This is a genomic window from Lactobacillus juensis (assembly GCF_036246285.1).
Classification (GTDB): domain Bacteria; phylum Bacillota; class Bacilli; order Lactobacillales; family Lactobacillaceae; genus Lactobacillus; species Lactobacillus juensis.
Genome location: NZ_BTTS01000001.1, coordinates 348,385 through 372,661, shown reverse-complemented (window position 1 = coordinate 372,661; position 24,277 = coordinate 348,385). Strand labels below are relative to the sequence as shown.

At 34.8% G+C, this 24,277-nt stretch carries 18 protein-coding genes; 8 read left to right on the top strand and 10 right to left on the bottom strand.

The genetic code is table 11. The annotated features are described in order from the left end of the window. Positions 1-13 precede the first annotated feature (13 nt). Together hslU and AAA926_RS01800 are read left to right on the top strand one after the other, a co-directional pair. Positions 14-1,423: an ATP-dependent protease ATPase subunit HslU gene (gene hslU, locus AAA926_RS01805; RefSeq protein WP_198179272.1), complete on the top strand. Its 1,410-nt coding sequence runs from the start codon at positions 14-16 to the stop codon at positions 1,421-1,423. Positions 1,424-1,441: 18 nt separating this feature from the next. Beyond that, the gene (locus AAA926_RS01800; RefSeq protein WP_198179271.1) at positions 1,442-2,332 is read left to right on the top strand and encodes an aldose 1-epimerase family protein; all 891 of its coding nucleotides are present in this window, start codon (positions 1,442-1,444) and stop codon (positions 2,330-2,332) included. A gap of 152 nt (positions 2,333-2,484) precedes the next feature. Here the strand turns inward: AAA926_RS01800 and plsY are convergent, their stop codons facing one another. Next, on the bottom strand, positions 2,485-3,120 hold the full coding sequence (gene plsY, locus AAA926_RS01795) for a glycerol-3-phosphate 1-O-acyltransferase PlsY (RefSeq protein ID WP_198179270.1): 636 nt from the start codon (positions 3,118-3,120) through the stop codon (positions 2,485-2,487). Positions 3,121-3,216: 96 nt separating this feature from the next. Between plsY and parE the strand changes: the two genes are divergently transcribed. From parE to AAA926_RS01775, 4 genes are all read left to right on the top strand, one after another. Beyond that, positions 3,217-5,175: a DNA topoisomerase IV subunit B gene (gene parE, locus AAA926_RS01790; protein ID WP_198179269.1), complete on the top strand. Its 1,959-nt coding sequence runs from the start codon at positions 3,217-3,219 to the stop codon at positions 5,173-5,175. 15 nt (positions 5,176-5,190) lie between these two features. Further along, positions 5,191-7,644, top strand: coding sequence for a DNA topoisomerase IV subunit A (parC, locus tag AAA926_RS01785; protein WP_198179268.1), 2,454 nt, complete (start codon positions 5,191-5,193; stop codon positions 7,642-7,644). 140 nt (positions 7,645-7,784) lie between these two features. Further along, entirely contained in the window at positions 7,785-8,720 is a 936-nt protein-coding gene (locus AAA926_RS01780) for a LysR family transcriptional regulator (protein WP_198179267.1), read from the top strand. A 127-nt stretch (positions 8,721-8,847) separates the two neighbouring features. After that, complete coding sequence (locus AAA926_RS01775; protein ID WP_198179265.1) at positions 8,848-9,777, top strand: manganese-dependent inorganic pyrophosphatase; 930 nt, start codon at positions 8,848-8,850, stop codon at positions 9,775-9,777. Positions 9,778-9,819: 42 nt separating this feature from the next. Here AAA926_RS01775 and AAA926_RS01770 read toward each other — a convergent pair whose 3' ends face one another. Next, complete coding sequence (locus AAA926_RS01770) at positions 9,820-10,179, bottom strand: helix-turn-helix domain-containing protein (RefSeq protein WP_034979176.1); 360 nt, start codon at positions 10,177-10,179, stop codon at positions 9,820-9,822. A 1,345-nt stretch (positions 10,180-11,524) separates the two neighbouring features. Between AAA926_RS01770 and xerS the strand changes: the two genes are divergently transcribed. Further along, on the top strand, positions 11,525-12,613 hold the full coding sequence (gene xerS / locus AAA926_RS01765; RefSeq protein WP_198179262.1) for a tyrosine recombinase XerS: 1,089 nt from the start codon (positions 11,525-11,527) through the stop codon (positions 12,611-12,613). Between the two features lie 13 nt (positions 12,614-12,626). On the opposite strand, the gene AAA926_RS01760 is transcribed toward xerS, so the two are convergent. The 3 genes from AAA926_RS01760 to AAA926_RS01750 form a co-directional block, all read right to left on the bottom strand. Then, positions 12,627-13,262, bottom strand: coding sequence for an NUDIX hydrolase (locus tag AAA926_RS01760; RefSeq protein ID WP_198179260.1), 636 nt, complete (start codon positions 13,260-13,262; stop codon positions 12,627-12,629). 52 nt (positions 13,263-13,314) lie between these two features. After that, positions 13,315-14,193 (bottom strand): DegV family protein, encoded by an 879-nt coding sequence (locus AAA926_RS01755; protein ID WP_198179258.1) that lies wholly within the window; start codon positions 14,191-14,193, stop codon positions 13,315-13,317. 75 nt (positions 14,194-14,268) lie between these two features. After that, positions 14,269-14,682, bottom strand: coding sequence for a MarR family winged helix-turn-helix transcriptional regulator (locus AAA926_RS01750; protein WP_198179256.1), 414 nt, complete (start codon positions 14,680-14,682; stop codon positions 14,269-14,271). 332 nt (positions 14,683-15,014) lie between these two features. Here AAA926_RS01750 and AAA926_RS01745 point away from each other — a divergent pair, with 332 nt between their 5' ends. After that, positions 15,015-16,703 (top strand): Rqc2 family fibronectin-binding protein, encoded by a 1,689-nt coding sequence (locus AAA926_RS01745; protein ID WP_338211721.1) that lies wholly within the window; start codon positions 15,015-15,017, stop codon positions 16,701-16,703. 46 nt (positions 16,704-16,749) lie between these two features. Here AAA926_RS01745 and carB read toward each other — a convergent pair whose 3' ends face one another. Genes carB through AAA926_RS01720 form a run of 5 tightly spaced genes read right to left on the bottom strand, consistent with a single transcriptional unit; the run spans position 16,750 to position 24,039 of the window. Then, positions 16,750-19,926 (bottom strand): carbamoyl-phosphate synthase large subunit, encoded by a 3,177-nt coding sequence (carB, locus tag AAA926_RS01740; protein ID WP_338211720.1) that lies wholly within the window; start codon positions 19,924-19,926, stop codon positions 16,750-16,752. Between the two features lie 2 nt (positions 19,927-19,928). Then, positions 19,929-20,984: a carbamoyl phosphate synthase small subunit gene (locus AAA926_RS01735; protein WP_198179250.1), complete on the bottom strand. Its 1,056-nt coding sequence runs from the start codon at positions 20,982-20,984 to the stop codon at positions 19,929-19,931. Then, positions 20,985-21,896: an RluA family pseudouridine synthase gene (locus AAA926_RS01730; RefSeq protein WP_198179248.1), complete on the bottom strand. Its 912-nt coding sequence runs from the start codon at positions 21,894-21,896 to the stop codon at positions 20,985-20,987. Next, positions 21,896-22,354: a signal peptidase II gene (gene lspA, locus AAA926_RS01725; RefSeq protein WP_198179246.1), complete on the bottom strand. Its 459-nt coding sequence runs from the start codon at positions 22,352-22,354 to the stop codon at positions 21,896-21,898. The genes AAA926_RS01730 and lspA overlap by 1 nt, the downstream gene beginning before the upstream one ends. An 8-nt stretch (positions 22,355-22,362) precedes the next feature. Beyond that, the gene (locus AAA926_RS01720; protein WP_198179244.1) at positions 22,363-24,039 is read right to left on the bottom strand and encodes a formate--tetrahydrofolate ligase; all 1,677 of its coding nucleotides are present in this window, start codon (positions 24,037-24,039) and stop codon (positions 22,363-22,365) included. Between the last annotated feature and the right edge of the window lie 238 nt (positions 24,040-24,277).

The following is a 24,277-nucleotide window of genomic DNA, read 5'->3' as shown; positions in this document are numbered from 1 at the left end:
GCAGATAAACAATATGGAAACGAAAACACCAAAGCAAATTGTTAATTTACTTAATGAATACATTATAGGCCAAGATGAAGCTAAAAAAGCAGTTGCAGTGGCTCTTTATAATCGTTATCGCAGAATGCAGCTGCCTAAGAAAATGCAAGAAGATATCACACCTAAAAACCTGTTAATGGCGGGGCCCACTGGTGTTGGTAAAACAGAAATCGCCAGAAGATTAGCAGCGATTGTTAATGCGCCATTTGTCAAAGTGGAAGCAACAAAATTTACTGAAGTTGGTTATGTCGGTCGTGATGTTGAGTCAATGGTGCGCGATTTGGTAAATGAAGCAGTGCGCATGGAAGAAAAAGACCAATTTGATCGTGTTCGTGCTCAGGCAACTAAAGAGGCCAACAAAATTTTAGTACGTCTGCTTGTTCCCGGAATCAAAAAAGATAAAAGAAAAAATCAGATGCAGGAATGGCAAGATATGATGTCAATGATCATGTCAGGAGGTCAAAACAATGATCAGTCTTCTGAAGCAGACCAGGAAGAAATAACCGATGATGTCCGCAATGAGCGTCTTACTGTTTCAGAGCAATTAAGTAAAGGTTTACTGGAAAATCGGGAGGTCACTATCGAAGTTGAACAAGCTCCCAAAGTCAATCCCATGGGTGACATGATGGGACAAATGGGAATTGATATGAGCTCAATGCTTAATGATTTGGTTCCTAAAAAGAAAATTAAACGTACCCTGGCAGTTAAAGATGCCCGGGAAGTATTAATTCAACAAGAATCTCGCAAGATGATTGATTATGATTCCGTTTATCAAAAAGCTATTGAGCGTACGGCAAATAACGGCATTATTTTCATTGATGAAATCGATAAAATTACTGCCGGCAATAAGAAAACTTCAGGTGAAGTATCACGCGAAGGTGTGCAAAGAGATATTTTGCCAATTGTAGAGGGCTCGACGGTTCAAACTAAATATGGTCCTGTAGCAACAGATCACATACTCTTTATTGCAGCTGGAGCTTTTTCTGAATCCAAACCAAGCGATTTAATTCCCGAATTGCAAGGTCGTTTTCCAATTAGGGTTGAACTTAATGCCTTATCTAAAGACGATTTTGTTAAAATTCTCAAGGATCCAGAAGATTCACTTTTAGAACAATATGTCGCCTTAATGAAAGCTGACGGAATCAAATTAGTCTTTACACAAGAAGCAGTTGATCGGATTGCTCAAATTGCTTATGACGTAAACCAGGGAACTGACAACATTGGTGCTAGAAGATTGTCAACAATTCTTGAAAAGTTGCTGGAAGATGTTTTGTATGAGGGTCCAGATATGTCTATGGGCGAAATTACAGTAACTGAGGCATACGTTAACGAAAAACTTAGTGATATAATAACAAATAAAGATTTAACTAAGTTCATTCTTTAACAAAGGTGATGATTAAGCATGAATTACACTATTAAAAATAGCATCTTACAGGTTGAAATTGCCAGTAAGGGTGCTGAAGTGCAAAGTGTGAAAAGTTTACATAGCGGATACGAATATATTTGGCAGGCTGATCCTGAAGTTTGGCAAAGACATGCTCCCGTACTTTTTCCCATTGTGGGGAAACTTAAAAATGATGAATATACTTATCAGGGCAAAACCTATCACTTAACTCAGCATGGTTTTGCGCGAGATTCAGAGTTTAAAGTTGAGCGACATACGGACGAAAGCATTACTTTTTTGCTGACGGATTCTGCCAAAACCAGAGAAGTTTACCCGTTCAAATTTGAGTTGCGTGTGAACTATAACTTGCTTAATAATTTGCTGGAAGAAAATTTCTCAGTCGTTAATAAGTCAGATGGCGCAATGATTTTTGGTATTGGGGGACATCCCGGTTTTAACATCCCTACTAGCAAGACCTTGTCTAAGGAAGATTTTTACTTTAGTACTAAACCTTCTCGTGCTCGCGTTCGTATTCCTCTTAAAGGAGCATTTTTAGACTGGCCCAATCGTTCGCTGGCTTCAACCAATAGTTTGATTACCCTTAGTGATCATCTGTTTAAAGATGATGCTTTGATTTTTCAAATGCGGGGTCATGACAACCGGGTATCTTTAAGAACGGATGCCAACAATTTTCATGTCAACGTTTGGCTGAGGGATGCGCCCTTTGTAGGTGTGTGGTCCCAATACCCCAAAACCGCTGATTATGTTTGTATTGAACCATGGTGGGGCATTGCAGATCGCACTGATACTAATCAAAAATTGGAAGACAAATATGGCATGAATCACCTTGAAGCTGGTGATACTTTTACTGCTGGCTTTAGTATGGCCTTTCATGATCAAGATGAATAAGCTTTAATCAGTAAACTAAAAAAGGAAGCTCTCGGGCTTCCTTTTTTACAGTTCTTATTAATTTCACCAAAAATAATTCTTGCGAACAAATGTTCTTATGATTATAATAAAATAGCTAGCTGAAATTGCTAGCCATTTTATCTGATATGTAATTATAATTTATGATGCTTTTTCTTATACCAGTACCATAATCCAAAAGGAATGATATTCTCCTGGTGATGCAATAATCGTTTAATATTGCTTCTGTGACGGATAAATAAGATGATCATGATGCAGCCCACAATTAGCTCCAGAAAAACATCATGAAAAAAGAAGGTTACAATGAATATTAAGACTACGGCAATTAAACTGGACAGGCTGACATAAGACGTGATAAAAACCAATGGCAAGAAAATAAGGGCACAGACACCAAAGAATTTAAGGTTGTAGCCTAAAAAAAGTCCAGCACTGGTTGCTACGGCTTTGCCACCTTTAAATTTGAGAAAGATGGAGAATGTGTGTCCCAGAATTGCTAAGCCTCCTGAAATTAACAAAAAATATTTAGGAGCATTAATATGGAAAATTCTGGGTAAATTTGTGGCTAATGTTCCCTTGAGAACATCAACAATTAAGACCAGGCTACCTGCAAGTGGTCCAAAAACGCGAAAAGAGTTAGTAGTTCCGATATTGCCAGAGCCATAGTTTCTAATATCTTCCGCAAAAAATACCTTGCCGACAATCACGCCTGTGGGAAACGAACCTATTAAATATGCTAGAATAAATATCAGAATTAAATTTAAGTTTATCATTGATATCCTGCTCTCTTAAAGTCTAATGCTATTTTATCAGAGTTTACAAAATATGAGGATGAAAATAATAAATGATTTTTAACTGGAGGAGTCTATTTGGCTAAAACAAGTAAAAAAACAAATTCTTATGATGACTCATCAATTCAGATTCTACATGGCTTGGAAGCTGTACGCAAGCGTCCGGGTATGTATATCGGATCAACTGATGTTCATGGTCTTAATCAACTTATTTATGAAATCGTAGATAATTCAGTAGATGAAGCAATGGCCGGATTTGGTAAAGAAATTGACGTGACGATTCATGAAGATAACAGTGTGACGGTACGTGATTTTGGTCGAGGGATGCCCACAGGTATGCATAAGTCAGGCAAGCCCACAATTGAAGTTATCCTGACTGTCTTGCATGCCGGTGGCAAGTTTACTGAACAAAATTACAAAACTTCCGGTGGACTTCATGGAGTAGGTTCCTCTGTCGTTAATGCTCTTTCCAGTTATATGGATGTTAAGGTAGTCAGAGATGGGATCGCTTACGAAGAAGAGTTTAAAGATGGCGGACACCCTATTGGTACCTTAAAACGTTTAGGCAAAACTAAGGAACCTACAGGTACCACCATTACTTTTAAACCCGATGAAAAAATTTTCTCGACTATTAAATATAAATATGAAACTATTCAAGAACGCATACGTGAGTCGGCTTTTCTGCTTAAAGGTGTGCGCTTTGTCTTAGTAGATGAGCGTGAACCGCAACATCATGATGATTTTAAGTATGATGAAGGTATTAAAGCTTTTGTTTCCTATTTGAATGAAGGTAAAGATTCTTTAAGCGACATTTTTTACTTTTCGGGTAAACAAGACGAAATTGAAGTTGAATTCAGTGGTCAGTATAGTGACAGCTATTCAGAAAACCTGGTTTCTTTTGTAAATAACGTGCGTACGTCGGATGGTGGTACTCACGAAGTAGGTGCAAGGACCGGTTTTACGCGTGCTTTTAATGATTATGCTAAGAAGCAGGGATTGTTAGGCAAAAAAGACAAAAATATCGACGGCTCCGATTATCGCGAGGGTTTAAGTGCTGTTTTATCAGTTAAAATTCCAGAAGAGTTACTGGAGTTTGAAGGGCAGACTAAGGGTAAACTGGGTACCCCTCAAGCTAGATCAGTTGTTGACGCGATTGTTTATGAAAAAATGTCTTATTACCTGATGGAAAAGGGTGAACTGGCGCAAGAGCTGGTGAAAAAGGCACAAAGAGCAAGAGATGCCCGTGAAGCTGCCAAAAAAGCCCGTAACGAAAGCCGAAATGGCAAAAAGCGTCGTAAAAAAGAAGTCCTGTCTGGTAAACTAACACCGGCACAATCACGTAATCCTAAAAGAAATGAGCTTTTCTTGGTGGAAGGGGATTCTGCCGGCGGCTCCGCAAAGCAGGGACGAGACCGTAAGTTCCAGGCAATATTGCCATTACGGGGAAAGGTTTTAAACACCCAAAAAGCAAAACTGCAAGATATATTTAAAAATGAAGAAATCAACACCATGATTTACACCATTGGTGCCGGTGTAGGCGCTGAATTTAAAGTAGAAGATTCCAATTACGATAAAGTAATCATCATGACAGATGCCGATGATGACGGTGCCCATATCCAGATTTTATTATTAACCTTTTTCTACCGCTATATGAGACCAATGATCGAGCATGGCAAAGTTTATATTGCTTTGCCTCCTCTTTATCGCTTGCAAAAAGGTCGTGGCAAAAAGGCGCAGATAAAATATTCCTGGACTGACGAAGAGCTTGCTGCCGATGAAAAGAAAATGGGTCGTGGTTATGCTTTACAACGGTTCAAAGGTCTGGGAGAGATGAATGCTGAACAGTTGTGGCGAACAACAATGGATCCACAAACAAGGCTGCTTATTCGGGTAAAAATTGACGATGCTGCCTTGGCTGAGCGTCGTGTGACCACATTAATGGGTGACAAAGCAGGTGCAAGGCGAAAGTGGATTGAAGAAAACGTTAAGTTCAGACTTGGGGATAATACTTCAATTTTGGAAGAAGAAAATGAATAAAGAGGTTTTTAATTAATGGCTACAAAAGAACGAATTCGTGAAATGCCCCTTGAGCAAGTCATGGGTGAGCGATTTGGCAGATATTCCAAATATATTATCCAAGAGCGTGCCTTGCCAGATATTCGTGATGGTTTGAAACCAGTGCAAAGAAGAATCCTTTACGCTATGTTTCAAGATAATAATACATATGACAAGCCATTCAAAAAGGCGGCTAAAGCGGTGGGTAATATCATGGGTAATTTTCATCCCCACGGTGACAGTTCCATTTATGGTGCCCTGGTTCACCTTTCTCAAGACTGGAAAATGCGCGAACCACTAATTGAAATGCACGGTAACAATGGTTCAATGGATGGCGATGGTCCCGCTGCAATGCGTTATACCGAATCACGTCTAAGCAAGATTTCCAATATGTTGTTACAAGATATTGATAAAGATACAGTCAATATGGTCTTGAACTTCGATGATACTGAGTATGAGCCAACGGTTTTACCAGTTCGGTTTCCTAATTTATTAGTTAATGGTTCTACAGGTATTTCGGCTGGTTACGCTACCGAGATTCCACCGCATAACTTAGCAGAAGTAATTGATGCTACTATTTATTTGTTAAAGAATCCTGATGCAAGTCTTGATGATTTAATGCATTTTGTTAAAGGCCCTGATTTTCCTACAGGTGCCATTGTTTTAGGACAAAAAGGATTACGTGAAGCCTATGAAACGGGTCGAGGACGCATTCAGGTAAGAGCAAAAAGTTCAATTCAGGAAATTAGAGGCCATCGCGAAGAAATTGTTATTACTGAGATTCCTTTTGCTGTTAATAAAGCTTTGTTAGTTAAAAAGATGGATGAAATTCGTCTTAACAGGGAGATTGATGGCATAGCGGAAGTGCGTGATGAAACTGACCGTCATGGTTTATCAATCGTAGTGGAGTTAAAAAAGGGTGCTGATGCACAAAATATTCTGAATTATTTATTCAAGAATACTGAATTGCAAGTTTCCTATAACTTTAATATGGTTGCCATTGATCATATGACTCCCATGCAAGTTGGTTTAAAGCATATATTGTCTTCTTACTTAGAACATGAAAAAGATGTAGTAATCAAGAGGACGAAGTTTGATTTAAATAAAGCGGAAGAACGTCTGGAAATTATTCAGGGTTTGATTCATGCCATGGATATTTTGGACAAGGTAATTAAGGTAATTCGAGCATCTAAAAATAAAGCAGAAGCAAAGAAAAATATCTCAGATAAATTCAAGTTTACTGCCCGGCAAGCAGAAGCAATTGTTTCTTTGCAGCTGTATAGATTAACTAACACTGACGTTGATGCTTTGGTTAAAGAGCAAAGCGAACTAAACGAAAAAATAGCTCGTTTTAAAGAACTTTTGTCTAATAAAAAGACTTTAGATAAAGAGATAATTAAGGAATTAACGACAGTCAAAAAAGAATTTGGTAATCCGCGGCGCACTGAAATTTCATCTGAAACCGCTAAGATTCAAATTGATGAAAAAGCACTAGTGGCAGATGAGCAAGTACGTGTTTTAATCAGTCGTGATGGTTACTTGAAGAGATCGTCTCTTCGTTCCTGGCAGTCAAGTGATGATGAGGATAATGGTTTGCCGAGTGGGGATGAGGTCGTTTTTGAAAAGACATTGTCCACGTTAACAAATCTATACTTGTTTACTGACCGCGGTAATGTCATTTATAGACCAGTAAATGAGTTAGTGGAAACTAAGTGGAAAGAAACAGGCCAACACTTATCTCAAGAAATTGGCTTAAGCGGGGATGAAAATATCATTCGTGTCTTTGATTTTGAACAATTAGATCAAAAACTAAACTTTTTAATGGCAACTAATGATAGTTATATAAAACAATTGGAACTAAGTAATCTTCAGCCTACTAGAACTTATCGTTCACGCGCAATTACTGCGATGAAAATGAAAAAAGCTGACAGTAGGATTGTTCGTGTTGATTTAGTAAAACCTGATAGCAATAATGAAATCATTTTATTTACGCATAAAGCTTATGCGGTTCGTTATAATTTAGCTGAAATTCCTGCATCAGGCGCCAAATCATTTGGAGTAAAATCCGTGAATTTAAAAGATGACGACTATGTAGTTTCATATGTTGTAATAAATCCTGATTATCTTGACTTGATTCGTGTCGGTATAATTACTCAAAGGGGAGCATTCAAGCAGCTTAAAGCCGGCTTAGTCAATAAAGTATCTCGTGCCAAACGAGGGCTATTAGTTTTAAGAGAACTCAAAACTAAGCCTCACCGTATTGCAGCTGTTGTTTCATATGGTCAAGAACATACCTTGCTGATCACAACAACAAGTAAACGTCACATAAAACTTTCAACTAAAGATTATCCGCTCGGTGATAGGTATTCTAATGGCTCCTTTGTCTTGGATACGACAAGTGATGGCCAGCCAGTTAATATAAAATTGGGAGTGCCTTTAAGTGCTGAATAATTTTTTATTTATTTAATGATATCAATAATTTATGGAAGTGCTTTAACAGCTTTAAATAATACTTTGACACAAAGGGGTTTTTGATTGATAATAGCATATAAATAGAGCAATATTATTGTTAAGATAGAAGGAATCATCTTATGCCTAAAACAGATACAATACTCTCGACCAAATCCTTACATTATTTTTTGCAATTAATTGATACCATGAACTACACCCAAGCTGCTCAGATACTTGGTATTACCCAACCGGCTTTAACTCAGCAAATAAAGAAAATTGAACATGCAATTGGCACCCCGTTGTTTGGCCAAATGGGTAAAAAGCTTTACTTAACGGAAGCAGGAAAGCAGTTGCAAACTGGGGCAATCAAACTGCTCGGGACTATTAATTCTGTTGTTAGTGATATACAAGAGTTTACCCAAGCTGATAAAGGCAATATTGCAATTGGCGTTTTAGAAAGTATTAATTCTGATCTTCTTAGGAAATTTTTGGTTGATTTCAATAAAAATTATCCCAATATAACCATCAGCGTATCATATTTTAATCGTAAAGATCTTTGGTATAATCTTGATAATAATTTGATTGATTTAGCAATGCTTTATCTCCCTGAAACCACCAAAAAGAGTCAGTCAAATATAAAAAGCCAGTATGAATTAATGAAAGTTACTCAAGACAGGTTAACTATTCTAACTCATGATAAAAATCTTGAAGCAGGTAATTCATATCCAGTTTCTAAGTTTTTAGGAAAAAAGTGGGTTCTTTATCCTGATAGTTTTTATTTAACTCAAATACTTAAAGGAAAACTGGGCAATAAGATGAATGCGAGAAACGGTCTGAATGTTCCATTAACTTTCACTTCCACTAAAGAAATGGTTGATACAGCACAAGACACGGGGTATGACACAATTGTAAGTAACTCCTACTATAGCTTAAATCAAAGTCAAATTAATTTAGTACCTGTATTTTTAAAAGGCGTCAAAAAATTCACTATTTCGCTTATCTATCGCAAGGGGAAAAAAGAGGTTCCCCGCATACAGAACTTTTTGAAGGAATTTAAGAAATTCTTAGAAGACTGACGTTGTCAAATAATTTTGTAAAAATTTTGCTGCCAGACAAAAAATTTGTAATTTATTCTGTCAAGAATAACCTTTATTAGGTAAACTATAATTAAGTAAAATTTTAAAAAGAAAAAGAGGAAATCTAATGGAAAAAGAATTGGTCTTTGGTCATCAAAATCCTGACACAGATGCAATTGGTACAGCAATAGCTTATTCATATTTACAAAATAAGCTTGGTTACAATACAGAGGCGGTTGCTTTAGGCGAACCTAATGATGAAACAGCTTTTGCTTTAAAAAAGTTTGGTTTTAAAGCACCAAGAGTAATCAAGACCGCAGCAAATGAAGTTAAAGAAGTAATGCTCGTTGATCACAATGAACCACAGCAAAGTGTATCAGACATTGATCAGGTTACTGTAACTCATGTTGTTGATCACCACAGAATTATGAATTTTAACACTAGTATGCCTTTATTTTATCTTGCCGAACCGGTAGGTTGCACTAGTACCATTATGTTTAGTCTTTATAAGCATTTTAAAGTTGAAATTCCTAAGAATATTGCTGGCATCATGCTCTCTGCCATCATCTCTGACACATTATTGCTAAAATCTCCTACAACTACTGATAGAGATAAAAAAGCCGTTAAGGAACTTGCAGAAATTGCTGGTGTAGATTACGAAAAATATGGCTTGGAAGAATTAAAAGCTGGGACTAACATAGCAAGCAAATCAGAAGCAGAACTAATTGATTTAGACGCCAAATCATTTGAATTAAATGGCAAAAATGTACGAGTAGCTCAAATTAATGTGGTTGATTTGCCAGAAGCTCTGGAACGCAAAGAAGCCTTCTTGAAGACGATGAAAGATTCAGCAAATTCAGAGGGATATGATTTGTTTATGTTACTTATAACTAATGTACTCGATTCAGACTCAACCGCATTAGTTATAGGTTCAAATGAAGCTTTAGCATCATTTGAAAAAGCATTTGGTGAAGTTAAAGATTCAGAAATTAGCTTACCTGGAGTTGTTTCAAGGAAAAAGCAAGTTGTTCCACCGTTAACTGAAGCATTTAAGTAATTTAAAAAGCACGAAATAGTTAAAATCTATTTCGTGCTTTTTCTAATCTTTGTTAATTTCCTTAGCCAAAATAATGAATGATTTACATACTCTTTCAGCCTTATCAGGTGACATTTTTCTAAGTTCATTAAGAACCTTCTTAATAAATACAGGAGTATTATCTTGGTGATTTTCCACCTTAACTTCCTTAAAGCGGTAAGCATTCATGATAATATCTGGCGTAGTTGTATTTAAAGCTCTGGCAATTGAGTCAAGCTTTTGAATACTAATATTTTGATTTTTTGTACGTTCAAGGCGAGAAATAAAGTTAACTGATAGATCACTTAATTCAGCAAGATCTTCCTGGGTCAACTTTTGTTCACGCCGCCTGCGACATATTTCTTTTCCTAAATTTATACTCATGGAATAAATTCAACCCTTTCAAAAAAATAATTCCATATTCTATAATAACAGATTAATTATAGAAATAAACAGTAAAACAAAAATAATAATGAATAAAACACTTGCTTTTGGCAAAATTATACTCAAACTAAATGTTTTAAACTATACCCCACATAGTATTGTAAGCTATTTTTTGGAAAAATAAAATAAAAAAGCTCCAAATAATTAAACTTAAAGTGAAAAAGGAAAGAGTGGCAAATATTATATCAAAGCGTGTATTCGCTTGCTGGATAGGCAAGTAGAAAAGTGTTTATGTAAAAAAATTAAACTTCAATTGTTTTATATATTTATCAATGTTAGAAAGCGCTTTTATTTATATTTTTACACTTATAAAGTATTATTTTTAAATAAATCAATTAATCTGGATAAGAAAAGGGCTGGCTAATCATATTAATTTTAAAAAGTTATAAGTAATAAAAATCATTTTACATTATACAAAATAAAATTATAGTTTTTGGAATAATGGCAACTTTTGTTTGTCGTAATAAACTTTTGAAGAAATTCAAAATAAAAAATCGTACTTATAAATTATTGATTTAGCTATCTAAATGGAGCTGATAAAGTAAGAAATTTTGATAAGAGGTAGTTGCAGCTTAGTAAGATATAACTTCGTATAATATATATTATGTAAAGTAAAATAGAAATTACGGAGAGCGTGTAAAAAAGAATTAGAAATTCTTTTGTTTAAATGAATTTCTAATTCTTTAGATTGACACAAGTCATCTGAGAGTTCGTTAAAAACTGAATGAGTGTATAATTGATCATTTAGCTGCCTGTGAGTCTCCCAGGAATTATTATTAGAGCTAATTTTCGTTTAGTTAATATTTTTTATTAACAAGTAGTTTGAATCAGCCAATATTAGTACTTTAAAAGTGATAACATTGGTAGATTTTGTATCAAAAGCAGCTATAAGCAATTTGAGCAACATTGTTTTAATTTGAGAATTTAAAGTTTGATCGAATAATTTGGTTTAGGTTTTGAATACGGTCAGCTATGAAGTTTTTTCAGTTGCTTTCATTAAAACTATAATTTTAATGAAAGATATTAAAATTATCAACGAGTTCAAATATTTTTATTCATTGATTGATTTTTGCAAAACTGGATGTAATTTTTTGATAAGTTTAAATTAAAGCCGAAATTTCTATTTAAAACTTTTTAAAAGATTTATCCTAAAAAATAACAAAGCCGTTTTTTGCTTCCCCCTTCTCCATTCCATAATAAGTATATGCGACTCAAACATACATTCTAGTTTTGTTTTATAATAAAGCATGTAACTTATTAAATTAAGCTAGGAGAAATTTATTACGTGGAAACAAAAAAGTATTTAGATCTAATTGACGAAGAATTAAGCAAAATGCCAGATTTTGTTAAAGAATACAATTTTGGTACTAGTCACTCTTTAGCTACCTCCTATCAGTATCTGACAGAAATCAGAAGATTTTTTGATTGGCTCCGTCATGAAGGTATTTCAAAAGCTGAAAATAACAAAAGCATTGAAACCCAAACTTTAGCTCACCTGCAACGCAACGACATCATGCTTTATATTAATTATTTAGGTCATACTAAGAATAAGCAAGGCAACTTGAATTCGCCTACTACAATCAATCGGTCTATTAATGCCCTGAGGTCTCTTTTTAAGTTTTTAACTATTACTGCTGATAATATTAATGGCAAACCATACTTTGAGCGCAATGTTATGCTCAAAATTGATTCTCTTAATAATACAAAAACTTTAAATTATCGGGCCCATGTTCTTGAATCACACATGTACACAGGAAAATTAAAATACCAATTTTTGGATTTTATTGCAAATAATTATGAATTTAAATGCAATAAACATGCTTTACCGGGATTTAAAGCAAATAAAGAACGCGACATGGCAGTCATTGCTTTAATTCTGGGAACTGGAATCAGAGTTTCTGAATGTGCAGGAATTGACTTGTCTGACATTAATTTTAAAAAGGCTACATTGGACGTAACCCGTAAAGGTGGCCAACGAGACAGCGTACCAATTGCTGAATGGACTTTGGGTTACATCAAGGACTATAAAAAGATCAGAAAACAACGCTATTTGGCGGTAAAAAAAGATTCAGCTTTTTTTCTGACTCGCTGGCATAACAAAACACGTCGGATCACCACAAGCGCTATTGAGAAAATGGTCAACAAATATTCAGCAGCTTTTGGTCACCCGCTCACTCCCCATAAATTGCGCCATACAGTGGCTTCTGAACTGTATGGCGTAACCAAAGACCAAGTGCTGGTAGCTCAGCAACTGGGCCAAAAAGGAACTTCAGCAACCGATTTATATACTCACGTTGATCAAAAAAAGCAACGTGCTGCATTGAATGAAATTTCAGAGGCCGATAAAAAGAATAGTGATCACAACCAAGCATAGTACAGAGTCTGTTTTAGTCGAATTTTGTTTGCCAATTAGGATTTTGATTCCCTTCAAAACACATTTTTATTTCTGCTAAAGAATTTCGTGGCAATGACAAAGGTGGTAAATTATCGAATTCGAAAAATGAACACTTGTCAGTTTCTGTATTTTGGGAAAATTTACCACCCAGGTCTTTACACAAAAAAATGACATTACAAACATTAATAGCTCTTTCAATTCGCTCTTTATCATAAACGTTAGTTGAATGGTTGGTTACTGCAATAATTCGCTCAACTTCAATTTTATGCCCGGACTCCTCTGCGGCTTCTTTTATACAATTTTCTTTAACGGTTATATTAGGTTCACACCAACCACCAGGCATTGACCATAAATTATCTGTAGTCTCTTTAACCAGTAAGATTTTTTGTTTATTAAAAATTGCTGCTCTAGTAGAAACTTTAGGTGTCTGGTAACCATCATCACTACTGAACAAGCCTTTAACAACATTTATTGATAATCCAGTTTTGGCTGCCATCATTTCAGTAGCGATCTTTCTTACCTGTTCGTAGCGTTCCCTATCAAAGCGATCGTGACCATATTGTATGCCGTCTTGAGCAATGCTCTGCAATTCTACTGCCCATTCTGTTATTTGATCCATTTGTTTCATATATATTCTCACATTCTTGAGTCAAAAAAAGCAACCTTACAAGGGGTTGCTTTTATTTTGTTAAATCAATTTTATCTATATCAATCATCCAACCAATTGCAAAAGACTTTTCTCCCAAATGTGTAGCAATAACAGGACTAAATTTGGTAACAGAAATATTTTGCTCCGGAAACTTTTCTCTTAGAAACACTTTAGCCTCATCTACCTGACTACTATCGTTGGAATCTATAATAAAAAGTTTGATTTTATCTTTATAAGGCAACTGATCTATTTTCTTTACAGTTAATTTCTTAATTTTGATAAACGCACGTTTCATAGAACGGATCTTATCAAAAGCTACTATATTGCCGTCTTTAAAAGTAAGCAATGGCTTAATGTTTAACATTGAACCAATAAAAGCACCAGCATTGCTTAAACGTCCCCCGCGACTTAAATTTTTTAAATCATTAACTACAAATATTTCATCAATAGTAGAACGAATTTTTTCAAGTCGAGTTAAAATGGTATCCAAATCTAGACCATTTTTTATCATTTTGGCTGCTGCCAAAACCAAATTTCCTTGTAAACGAACAGTCATTCTAGAATCAATCGCATGTAAATTATATTTTGGGTGATTTTCTGCAAAATTACATAATGTTTGATAAAAACCCGATATCCCGCTGGAAAGTGTAATAGCAATAATTGCCTCATAGCCTTCTTCATTCAGGCGATCAAAAAGACGAATTAAATCACCAGTACTTGGCTGAGAAGTTTTAGGAAAATCTGCTCCTTCCCTCTGCATTTTAAAAAGCTGATCAGAGGTTATATCAACATTTTCCAAATATTCTTTTTTACCTATAATAATCGGAATTGAAACAACAATAATGTTATTTTTTTCAGCCTCTTGTTTTGTTATGGCGCTGGTACTATCAGTAACTAAAGCAATCTTCATCTAATTTACCTTTCGCTTTTGTCTGTACAACATACAAGAATTATAGCATAAAAAAATAAGTGTTTCGACTATCAACTATAGAGAACTTGTTTGTTCTGTTTTCTGCACTAATTTAGTAAATATTTGGTCAAATGCTTTTATTTCTTGCTCTGTAAGACCATGTAAAAGTGATTCTTCTATTTCTTTTAAAACGTTTCGCAATTCAGAAATTTTCTCCAATCCCTGATCATTTAACAAAACTGTTTTACTTGAGTCACTTTCTGACCTTTTAATTGTTACAAAGCTCATTGTTTTCTTCTGCTGCAACTGTCTGCTTAATGTTGAAAGCGATATTTTTAATTTTTCAGCTAAATCTCCCATTTTTAAAGCTGTATTGCCATTATGGTAAAAATAAAGCAAAATTCTAGTTTGCGAAAGGTTTAACCCACACTTTTTGTTTATTTCGTTTTTAATAATTCCAGCAATTGTGCTAAAAGATAAAACATCCATTTAACTACCTTTTCTGATTAAACAAAATCATAAAAATATTTTATAAACTAAAATTTAAGTGACATTAAGAACATAAAAAATGCCAAGCAAAGTTGTGAAACATTCACATTTGACTGCTACTATTATTTTTAGCTTATAAATATTTATACTGATAACTTTAAATCTATATTACCAGTATATCAGTTTTTTGCAATGATTTCTTTAGTTATTTCAAAAATGATTACTATATAATTAGTGGTACTCTATTTTAAGATTATAAATAAAATATATTTTAAACAAGCACTTATCGCCTAATACTTGGTATAATAGAAAGCGTGTTTTGAGGTGATATTATGGCTTTTGATGGTTTGTTTATACATAGCCTGCTAAATGATGTTAAACCAAAAATAGAAAGTGGCAGGCTTTCCAAAATTTATCAACCATTTGAACAAGATCTAGTGCTAACTTTTAGAAAAGACAGAAAAAATATACAATTACTATTATCTGCCAATGCTCAGTATCCACGTTTTTATATTACTGAGCAAACTATTGCTAATCCTGATAAGGCACCAACTTTTGTTATGGTGTTACGTAAATATTTAGAAGGCTCAATTCTACAGTCAATTGACCAACTAGGAGTTGACCGTATTGTCAATTTTTATTTTAGTAATCGTAATGAGCTTGGAGATCAAGTTCAGTTAGTCTTATCGTTGGAGCTAATGGGCAGACATAGCAATGTTATTCTTTATGACCAGAAAAATGGACGTATAATTGATTTGCTCAAAAGAATTAATCCTGATGAAAATAGAGTGCGGTTGCTCTTACCTAAAGCTAAATATGAGTTACCTCCTCTTATATCTGGTATTGATGGTTTCAAGATGACGGAAACAGAGTTTAATAAAAGGGCTTCGAATTCCGATCCTGAAAAATTCGCCGGTCAGATTGGGGGGCTTGATCGAGACGATCGTCAAGAACTTGCAGGTTATTTGGAAGACGATTTTTCTTATTCATCTTTTAAAACGTTTATGGGTCAGTTTAATAAAAAAGGTGCTTTTATTCTGAAAACACCAAATAATAAACGGAAAATTTTCCCTTATTTGCCGTACCATCTTAACCTGACTAAAGAAAGTTCTGATCCAGATATTAATCATGCTTTAGATAAATTTTATCAATATCAATCAAATCAGGATTGGGTGAGACAAAAGTCAAGTCAAATTGAACGCGTTGTAAAAAACGAGCATAAAAAATTAACCAAAAAAATAGTTAAGCTCCAAAAGCAATTGGACCAAGCTGAAAATTCTGAAGGGTATAGAATTAGAGGTGAAATTCTTAATGCAAATTTGTCCCAAGTTAAACCGGGAATGACTGAAATTGACCTGCCTAATTATTATGATAATAATCAACCACTAAAAATTAAGCTTGATGCGGCACTCTCTCCTGCTCGAAATGGTCAAAAATATTTCACCAAGTATAAAAAGCTGCGCGATTCAATTAAACACGTTAAAGAACAAATAAAAATAGCTCAAGACAATTTAAATTATTTTGATACTATTCAAACCGCGATCGATAATGCTGAACCACAAGATATCGATCAAATTAACGAAGAATTAATTAATCAAGGCTACATTAAAAAGCCCCAGAAACCGAAACGTAAAAAGAAAATCACTGAGAAAAACCTCAATAAATTTCGCATTTCATCTGGTAAAACTGTTTTAGTTGGTAAAAATAATTTACAAAATGATTGGCTCACCTTAAAAAAAGCTAATAAAACTGATATTTGGTTTCATGTAAAAAATATTCCTGGTTCGCATGTCATTTTGCAATCTGATCAACCAACAGAAAAAGATATTTTAGAAACTGCGGAAATTGCGGCCTATTTTTCTAAAGCTAAAAATTCAGCTCATGTGCAGGTTGATTATGTGCAGGATAAAAGAGTAAAAAAACCTAATGGCGCGAAACCTGGTTTCGTAATTTATACTGGACAAAATTCAATTGAGGTAACCCCTGAAAAAAAGCGAGTATTAAGCAAAAGAATAAACTAAAAAACGAGGATGATTTGTTCATCCTCGTTTCATTTTCGCTTTATTGTCAAATTGGCTGTGTAGTTAACGCCAGCGATTCTAGAACACCCAAAATAAGTTCTGTGGTTTCGATACTTGAAAAAACAGGTATATTCTGATTCAAAGCTTCATCACGTATTCTGGTTGCATCGTCACTAGCAGAATCGGATAAGTTAGTAATGTTAATCACCATATCTATTTTATGTTGTCGTATTTTATCTAACAGACTGTGCGAACCATGACTAATTTTGGAAACAATTCCTGTGGTTATTCCAGCTTCTGCTAGGCCATTAGCAGTACCTTCAGTAGCAATTATTTTGAAACCTAGACGATAAAATCGTTGAGCTAGTTCTGTCACTTTCTTTTTATCCTCGTCACGAACAGATATAAAAATTGTACCAAAGTTAGGTATTCTTATTCCACTTGCTTCATATCCTTTGTATAAAGCTTTTGCAAGCTCAGTATCTCGCCCCATGACGGATCCAGATGACTTCATTTTTGAATCAAACGTATTTTCACTTTGGTAATCAATATATGAGAAAACTGGCATTTTGACAAAAATAAAATTATTTGAATGCCATAAACCGTTTTTATAGCCTAAATCAGGTAAATTCTTGCCAATAAGGACTTCCGTTGCGCATTTGGTAATATCTTTTCCCAGTGCCTTAGATAAAAAAGCAATATTATGTCCGGCATAGGGCTTAATTTGTAATAAAAATATTTTCTTATCAACAATTAAAAAATGTAAGGTAAAAATTCCACGCATATTTATACGTTTAATCAATTCAGTAGCATATTCAAGCAGTAGTTTTTTGCCTGTTTTTGTTAAATTTTGTGGCTTAAAAACAGCTATTGAATCTGACGCATGAGAACCTGTTTGTTCCAAATGCTCAATAATACCGGGAATTGTGACATTTTTACCATCTGAAATGGCAGTAATTTCATATTTATTTCCTTCGATAAAATGAGATAAACTGACCTTGGATAATTGATTTTCCTTTAAATATTTCTTTAAAGCTGGCAAATCATAGACAACAGCAGATTTTTGCTTAACGCCCATATTATTAAATCCGCCAATGAGGATTGGAAAACCATGTTCGTTGATAAAATTCTTAGCTTCGGTTTTATCAACTGTTGTTAAAAGCTTATTTTGCCCTAAATTTTTCAATGGTTTATTTAAAACTTGGTCAATACGATCCTTCGGATTAATATTTTTACTGCCTAAAATATTTAAGCCATTTTTTATTAATTTTTTACATAAAGCATTCATTTCTTTGCCGGAGAACTGAACTAAAACATCTTTTATATCTTCTTTTTCGGCAATGTGAAGGATGCTTTCAAGAGTTATAGGTTCAAAATAAACCTTATCTGCCCTTTTATAGCTAATTGCCACAGATTCATCGTTATTGGATAATAAAACAGTGGCATAATTATTATTATGTAAAGTGTCAATTGCATGACTAATCATGTAGTCAAATTCGCTTGTAACTGAAACTTGTGAAGGTAACATTCCGATCACAAGCACTTTTTTGTTTGCAGTTAGAGCTTGGCTTTCATCTTGAACTCCATATGAGCTGTAATATGCCTTAACTAGAGGCTTAATTGTTCCGGCAGATCCGTCTATTTGTTGATAAGCCGGCTTCAAATGTAATTTTATAAGCTTCTTTTTAATTGCATTGGCATCAGTATTAGAAAGTTCAGAAATTAATGCATTGCGAAATCCTCTCTTTTTAGCTTCAATCAATAGTTCATCTGTTAAATTTCCAGCTGCTAATTTTTGACCTATTGCCACGATATGAGCCAGTTTTTGAAAATAAACGGGATGGATATGAATAATGTTTTGCAGCTCATGATAATCAAAACCCTTGGATATTGCGGCTAAAAGCTTAATTAAATGTGACTCATCGGGATGCTTTAAATCACTTGCAATTTCACTTTTTTCTTTTGCTTTTTCAGTTTTAAAAACATTAAGTGCCATTTTCAGATTAACTGTTGACGCAAGTCCCTTTAAAAAAGCTGATTCAAAATTTGTTCCTAAGCCAATGGCTTCCCCACTGGCTTGCATTTTGGTACCTAATAAATAGTGGTTGCTGCCAGATTGTGTTAGGGACCAGAAAGGCATTCTAACTGCGACTTTATCTAAAGTTGGTTCAACAGCAGCATTAAGACCTGATAATGGATCTGTTATTTCATCTAAACGATAGCCAATGGCTATTTTACAAACAATATAGCCTAAACTATACAAACCTACTCTTTTTGACCAAATCGCACTACGTGTCAACCGAGGCTTGATTGATAAAATTTTTACTGAGAATTTGGTGCCGTCATGTTTGACAGCAAAATGAATATTTAATATTCCCACTATTTTTAATTTGTTAGCAATTACTTTAGCAATGGCACGAATTTTTTGTACTTGGTCATTATTAAGCGTTAAAGCTGGCATTACAGTAGCAGAATCGCCAGCATTGATAGCTACGGATTCAAGAGTATCAGCTAAATTTGTGAAAAGTACATTTCCAGAGCTGTCACGAATTATGTTAGCAATGACTTCTCCCCAAGAAGAAAGATCTTCAGACAAATGGTAATTACTAAAAGAAAAGTTCTCAGATTGCCTTTCTTTTGTTAAATATTCATTTAAATCGGAAACGTTATCAAAAATAATTTGTGTATTATTGGTCGAGGTATTTTCTTTGATAAGCATCACTGGAAACTGAACTTTTTCAGATAGCTGCTTCTGAATATCAACAGCATTAAAGTCAGTTAGATTCCAATATTTATTGCTTTCAATCTGGTTCTCAGACAAAAAGGCGTTTAGTTTTTGGTGATTGTCCATTGCAAGAGTTTGTTTATTCAGTGTTAGCAACCTAACTCCCATTTTTTGCAATATGCCGTCTTGAACCAATTCTCTGGTAACTTTTAAGCCTGTAGTTGAACCGTAAGCAGAAATAATAGCATTTGGTTCCTCCATACGAATTATTCTTTTAAGAAATTCCAATGTCATTGGTTCCAGATAGACGGTTAAACCGGGCTTTTTGTCAGTAGAAACAGTTGCCGGATTAGGATTAACCAAAACTACTTGAATATCTTCTTCAAAAAGTGCTCGAATTGCATCTTCAACTAACAAATCAGTTTCAGACACTTTACCAACCAAGGTTGGGCCTGATCCAATGATTAAAACTTTATCTAAGTCATTTTCTAAAGGCATTTTTACACCATCATCTCTACAAAATTATCAAAAATAGGAAGAGCATCAAGGCTTCCAGGCGCACCTTCAGCATTAAAAGCTGTACCAATTACCTTATTGGCTTTATTACTGTAACCAGCTAATAACTCACTATGGAGATCGTATAATTCTTTTTCCATTTCAAATTGGACGCTGTTTGGCAGTACTAATTGATCTATATTCATCGCCACTTGCCAAATCTCATTCGTATTTTGGTCAATAACAGGATAATTAATACCGTTATAGGCCTGCGGCAAAGCAACTAATTCAAAATTAAGAAATTCACTTAAGGCTAAAAAGCCCAGACCAATTCCCCAAAGAGGAATTTTTCTATAAAATGCGGCCATAATAGGATTTAGATTCTCTTTGAGTTCTTCCACTTTTCCTGGACCACCCGAAATAATAATTCCTTGCGGCCGCAAATTTTTAATATCGGGTACTGACACGTTATAAGGTAAAACAGTAGCGTTTACTTTTCGTAAAGATAATTCTCTAAGCATAGAATGCTTTAATCCCAGATCGATAATAGCCACAGTTTTACCGACGTTAGGTACCGCATATGCATTTTTAGTTGAAACAGTGGCAGACTTGTTTTTAGGCAAAACTAAAGCTTTGATTTGATCAAAAGCATGTTCGTCGTTTGTGTCCATGATTGAGGCTTTTATGGTTTTCTCTTTATTTAAAAGATGAACTAGAGCCCTGGTGTCAACGTTATAAATAGCCGGTATGTTTTTTTCCTTTAAAAAAGAAGCTAAATCTTGAAAGTTTTCACTATCTGAAATATTTTGAGCTACATCATTGGCAATAATTCCTTTTACAGTTGGATTAATACTTTCATAATCTATTGCGTTAATGCCATTGCCACCGATCATAGGAGCAGTAAAAACTAAAATTTTACCTGTGTTTGTTGGATCAGTTAAAGCTTCCTGATAACCAAAATTACCGGTTTGAATAGCTAGTTCCCCTGTGGAAATTATTGAAGCTCCTAATCCTTCTCCTGGAAATGATTGACCATTTTCCAGAATCAAATATCGTTTCATTTAATCACTTTTTTCTCTTAAGTCAGCCAATTGTTCCAAAAAAATTTGTGGAGGCTGCACATCAAATTCCAGCCATTTACCTGAACGTGGCTGCTTAAAGCCCAGAACTTGAGCATGCAAAAACTGACCATTACCGTTTAAGGTATGATGTGGTCCATATAATGGATCTCCTGCAACGGGATGTCCAATATACGCAAGATGCACCCTGATCTGGTGTGTACGTCCTGTTTCAAGCTGACATTTTATTAAACTATATTTTTGAAACTGTTCTAGGACAGTAAAATGAGTGACTGCATTTTTACCATTTTCAACTACAGCCATTTTTTTACGATTATAATGATCACGTCCGATCGGAGCTTCAATTGTTCCAGATTTTTCAGAAAAATTCCCATGCACAATTGCTAAATAAAGTCTTTTGTTTGTCTTTTCTGCTAATTGTTTCTCTAAGCTTTCACGCGCAAAAGCATTTTTGGCTACCATTAACAAACCAGATGTGTCTTTATCAATTCGATGCACAATTCCCGGACGAAAGCCCTCAGGACTTTCAGCCAAATTTTTAGTATGAAAAAGTAATGCATTGACAAGAGTGTGGTCCGGATGTCCGGCAGCTGGATGAACTACCATACCTTGAGGCTTGTTAACAACTATTACATCTTGATCTTCATAAACAATATCTAGTGGTATGTCCTCTGGAGTTACGGCCAAAGGCTTTAATTTGGGTATAAAAACTGAAATTAAGTCATTTTTTTGAACTTTATAAGAAGTTTTAACCCTTTTGCCATTAACTAGAATATTTTTGTCTTGTACTAATTCTTGGATCCTTGAGCGAGATAAAGTTGGAATTTTAGTCGCCAGAACTTTGTCTATTCTGCCTTTTTCATCTTGAATGACAAGTTGATATTTATCAGGCATTATTTTTTTTCACTTTCATCAAAAAACAGAAGATAAATAAAAACGAGTATTATCCCTACTGTTATTGCAGAATCTGCAATATTAAATATATTGAAGTGAATAAAGTCTACTTGAATCATATCAATGACATACTTTAGATGAATTCGGTCAATTAAATTACCTATGATTCCTCCAAGAACTAATGCGACCCCAATACTAAAAAGTTTACTATGAAATTTTTTACTAAACAGATAATATAAACAGACTATGATAGCAATAATGCTAACTAGATAAAAAAGTCCCATTTGACCCGGAAGAATATTCCAAGCTGCGCCCTCATTTTGCACATAAGTAAATGAGAAAATGTGAGGTAAAACTTGGTGTGATTCACCCAATTTATAATTACCAGCAATAAAAGATTTTAAAGACTGATCGGAGATCACTATTAATAATGAAATAATTAAATATAAAAATTGCATTGTTACTCTTAAAATAGGCCACTAATTTTGCCATTGTTGTCAACATCAATATCTAATGCAGCAGGATGCTTAGGTAGTCCAGGCATGTCTAAAACATGGCCTGTAGTTATGACAATGAAGCCAGCTCCATTTTTCAAACTAGCGCCTTTAACGTGTAAAGTAAAATCAGTTGGAGCACCTAATAATTTTTGATTATCAGTGAATGAATATTGTGTCTTGGCAATAATTACAGGCAACTTATCCTTCCCCATTTTTTCCAGTTCTTGAATATCTTTTTCCGCTTTTTCACTATATTCTACTCGTGCGGCATGATATATTTTTTGGGCAACTTTTGCGATTTTAGTTTTAACGTCATCATCTTTTTGGTAAGTAGGAATAAGATGACCGCTTTGAGAATTTGCTAAGTCAAGGACTGCTTTTGCTGCTTCTATGCCACCTTTTGAGCCCTGTTCATGATAATCTACCACAACAGAGTCAATTCCTTGCTCTTTGATCAGCTTTTGTAAAAGATTAAGTTCATTTTCAGTATCTGTTGCGAAATGATTAATCAAAACAATAACAGGAATACCATAATTGCGCATATTATTCATATGTCTCTTAAGATTTCCAAAACCGTCGCGTAAAGCAGACAGATTTTCCTTACTTAAGTTATCAGTAGTCCCTTCTGCCTGATATTTCAAGGCACGGACAGTAGCCACAACTACACTGGCATCTGGCTTTTTATCAAGATGTTCGGAGACAAAGTCCATGAATTTTTGGCCACCAAGGTCACTACCAAATCCTGCTTCAGTCAGAACATAATCGCTTAGATGCAAAGCCAAATTTGTTGCCATTACTGTATTGGCACCATGAGCAATATTGGCAAATGGACCACCATGAATTAAAGCAGGTGTATGCTCAATTGTTTGAACAAGGTTAGGCTTTAAGGCATTGGAAAGAAGAGCGGCAATTGCACCTTCAAACCCAAGATCCTTAACGAAAACAGGTTGATCATCAATGGTATAACCAACGAGCATTAATCCAATTCTCTTTTTTAAGTCATCGATATCAGTCGACAAGCAAAGAATAGCCATTAATTCATTGGCAACAGTAATTGCGAAACTGGACTTATGTTCAACACCATTAAACTTTGAGCCTTGCCCAACGGTAATATTTCTTAAACTGCGATCGTTTACATCAATTCCGCGCTTTAAAAGAATTCTCTCAGGATCTAATTTAAGTTCATTTCCCTGATAGATATAATTGTCTACTAGTGCTGCTAAAGTATCAATAGCGGCAGTTAAAGCATGCATATCTCCGGTAAAATGGAGATTAATATCCTCCATCGGAATTACCTGTGCCTGGCCTCCTCCAGTTGCGCCGCCCTTTAAGCCAAAAACTGGTCCCATTGACGGTTCTCTCAAAGCAATCATGGTTTTCTGGTGTAATTGATTGTTTATGGCATCTCCTAAACCAATTGTCATTGTTGACTTGCCCTCTCCAGCTGGAGTGGGTGAAATAGAGGTAACCAATATAAGTTTAGCAAGGTGTTTTTTGGCCATTATATGCTTTATTGCCTGCCAGTTAATTTTAGCCTTGTCATTGCCATATGGTTCAATGTCTGTTTCACTTAAGCCTACCTTAGCGGCTATTTCCTTAATGGGTAATGCGTGAGCTTCTTGTGCGATTTGAATATCTGATTTCATTGCGCATGCCTCTTTCTATATTCTTAAATTTTAAAGTCTAACTCTTCATTTTAAATAATATCCTTTTCATATTAGAATTTAGGTCCCACCTTTTAGTTAATCAATTGTCATTATAACAAACATTGATCTATTTTTATGCATTGCCAGCCATAAATTAAGAATTATGTTAAATTTAATCTTCTGAAACGGCAAGACAGTCTCACCACTAAGTATGACTACCAACCTTTGAGGTTACATC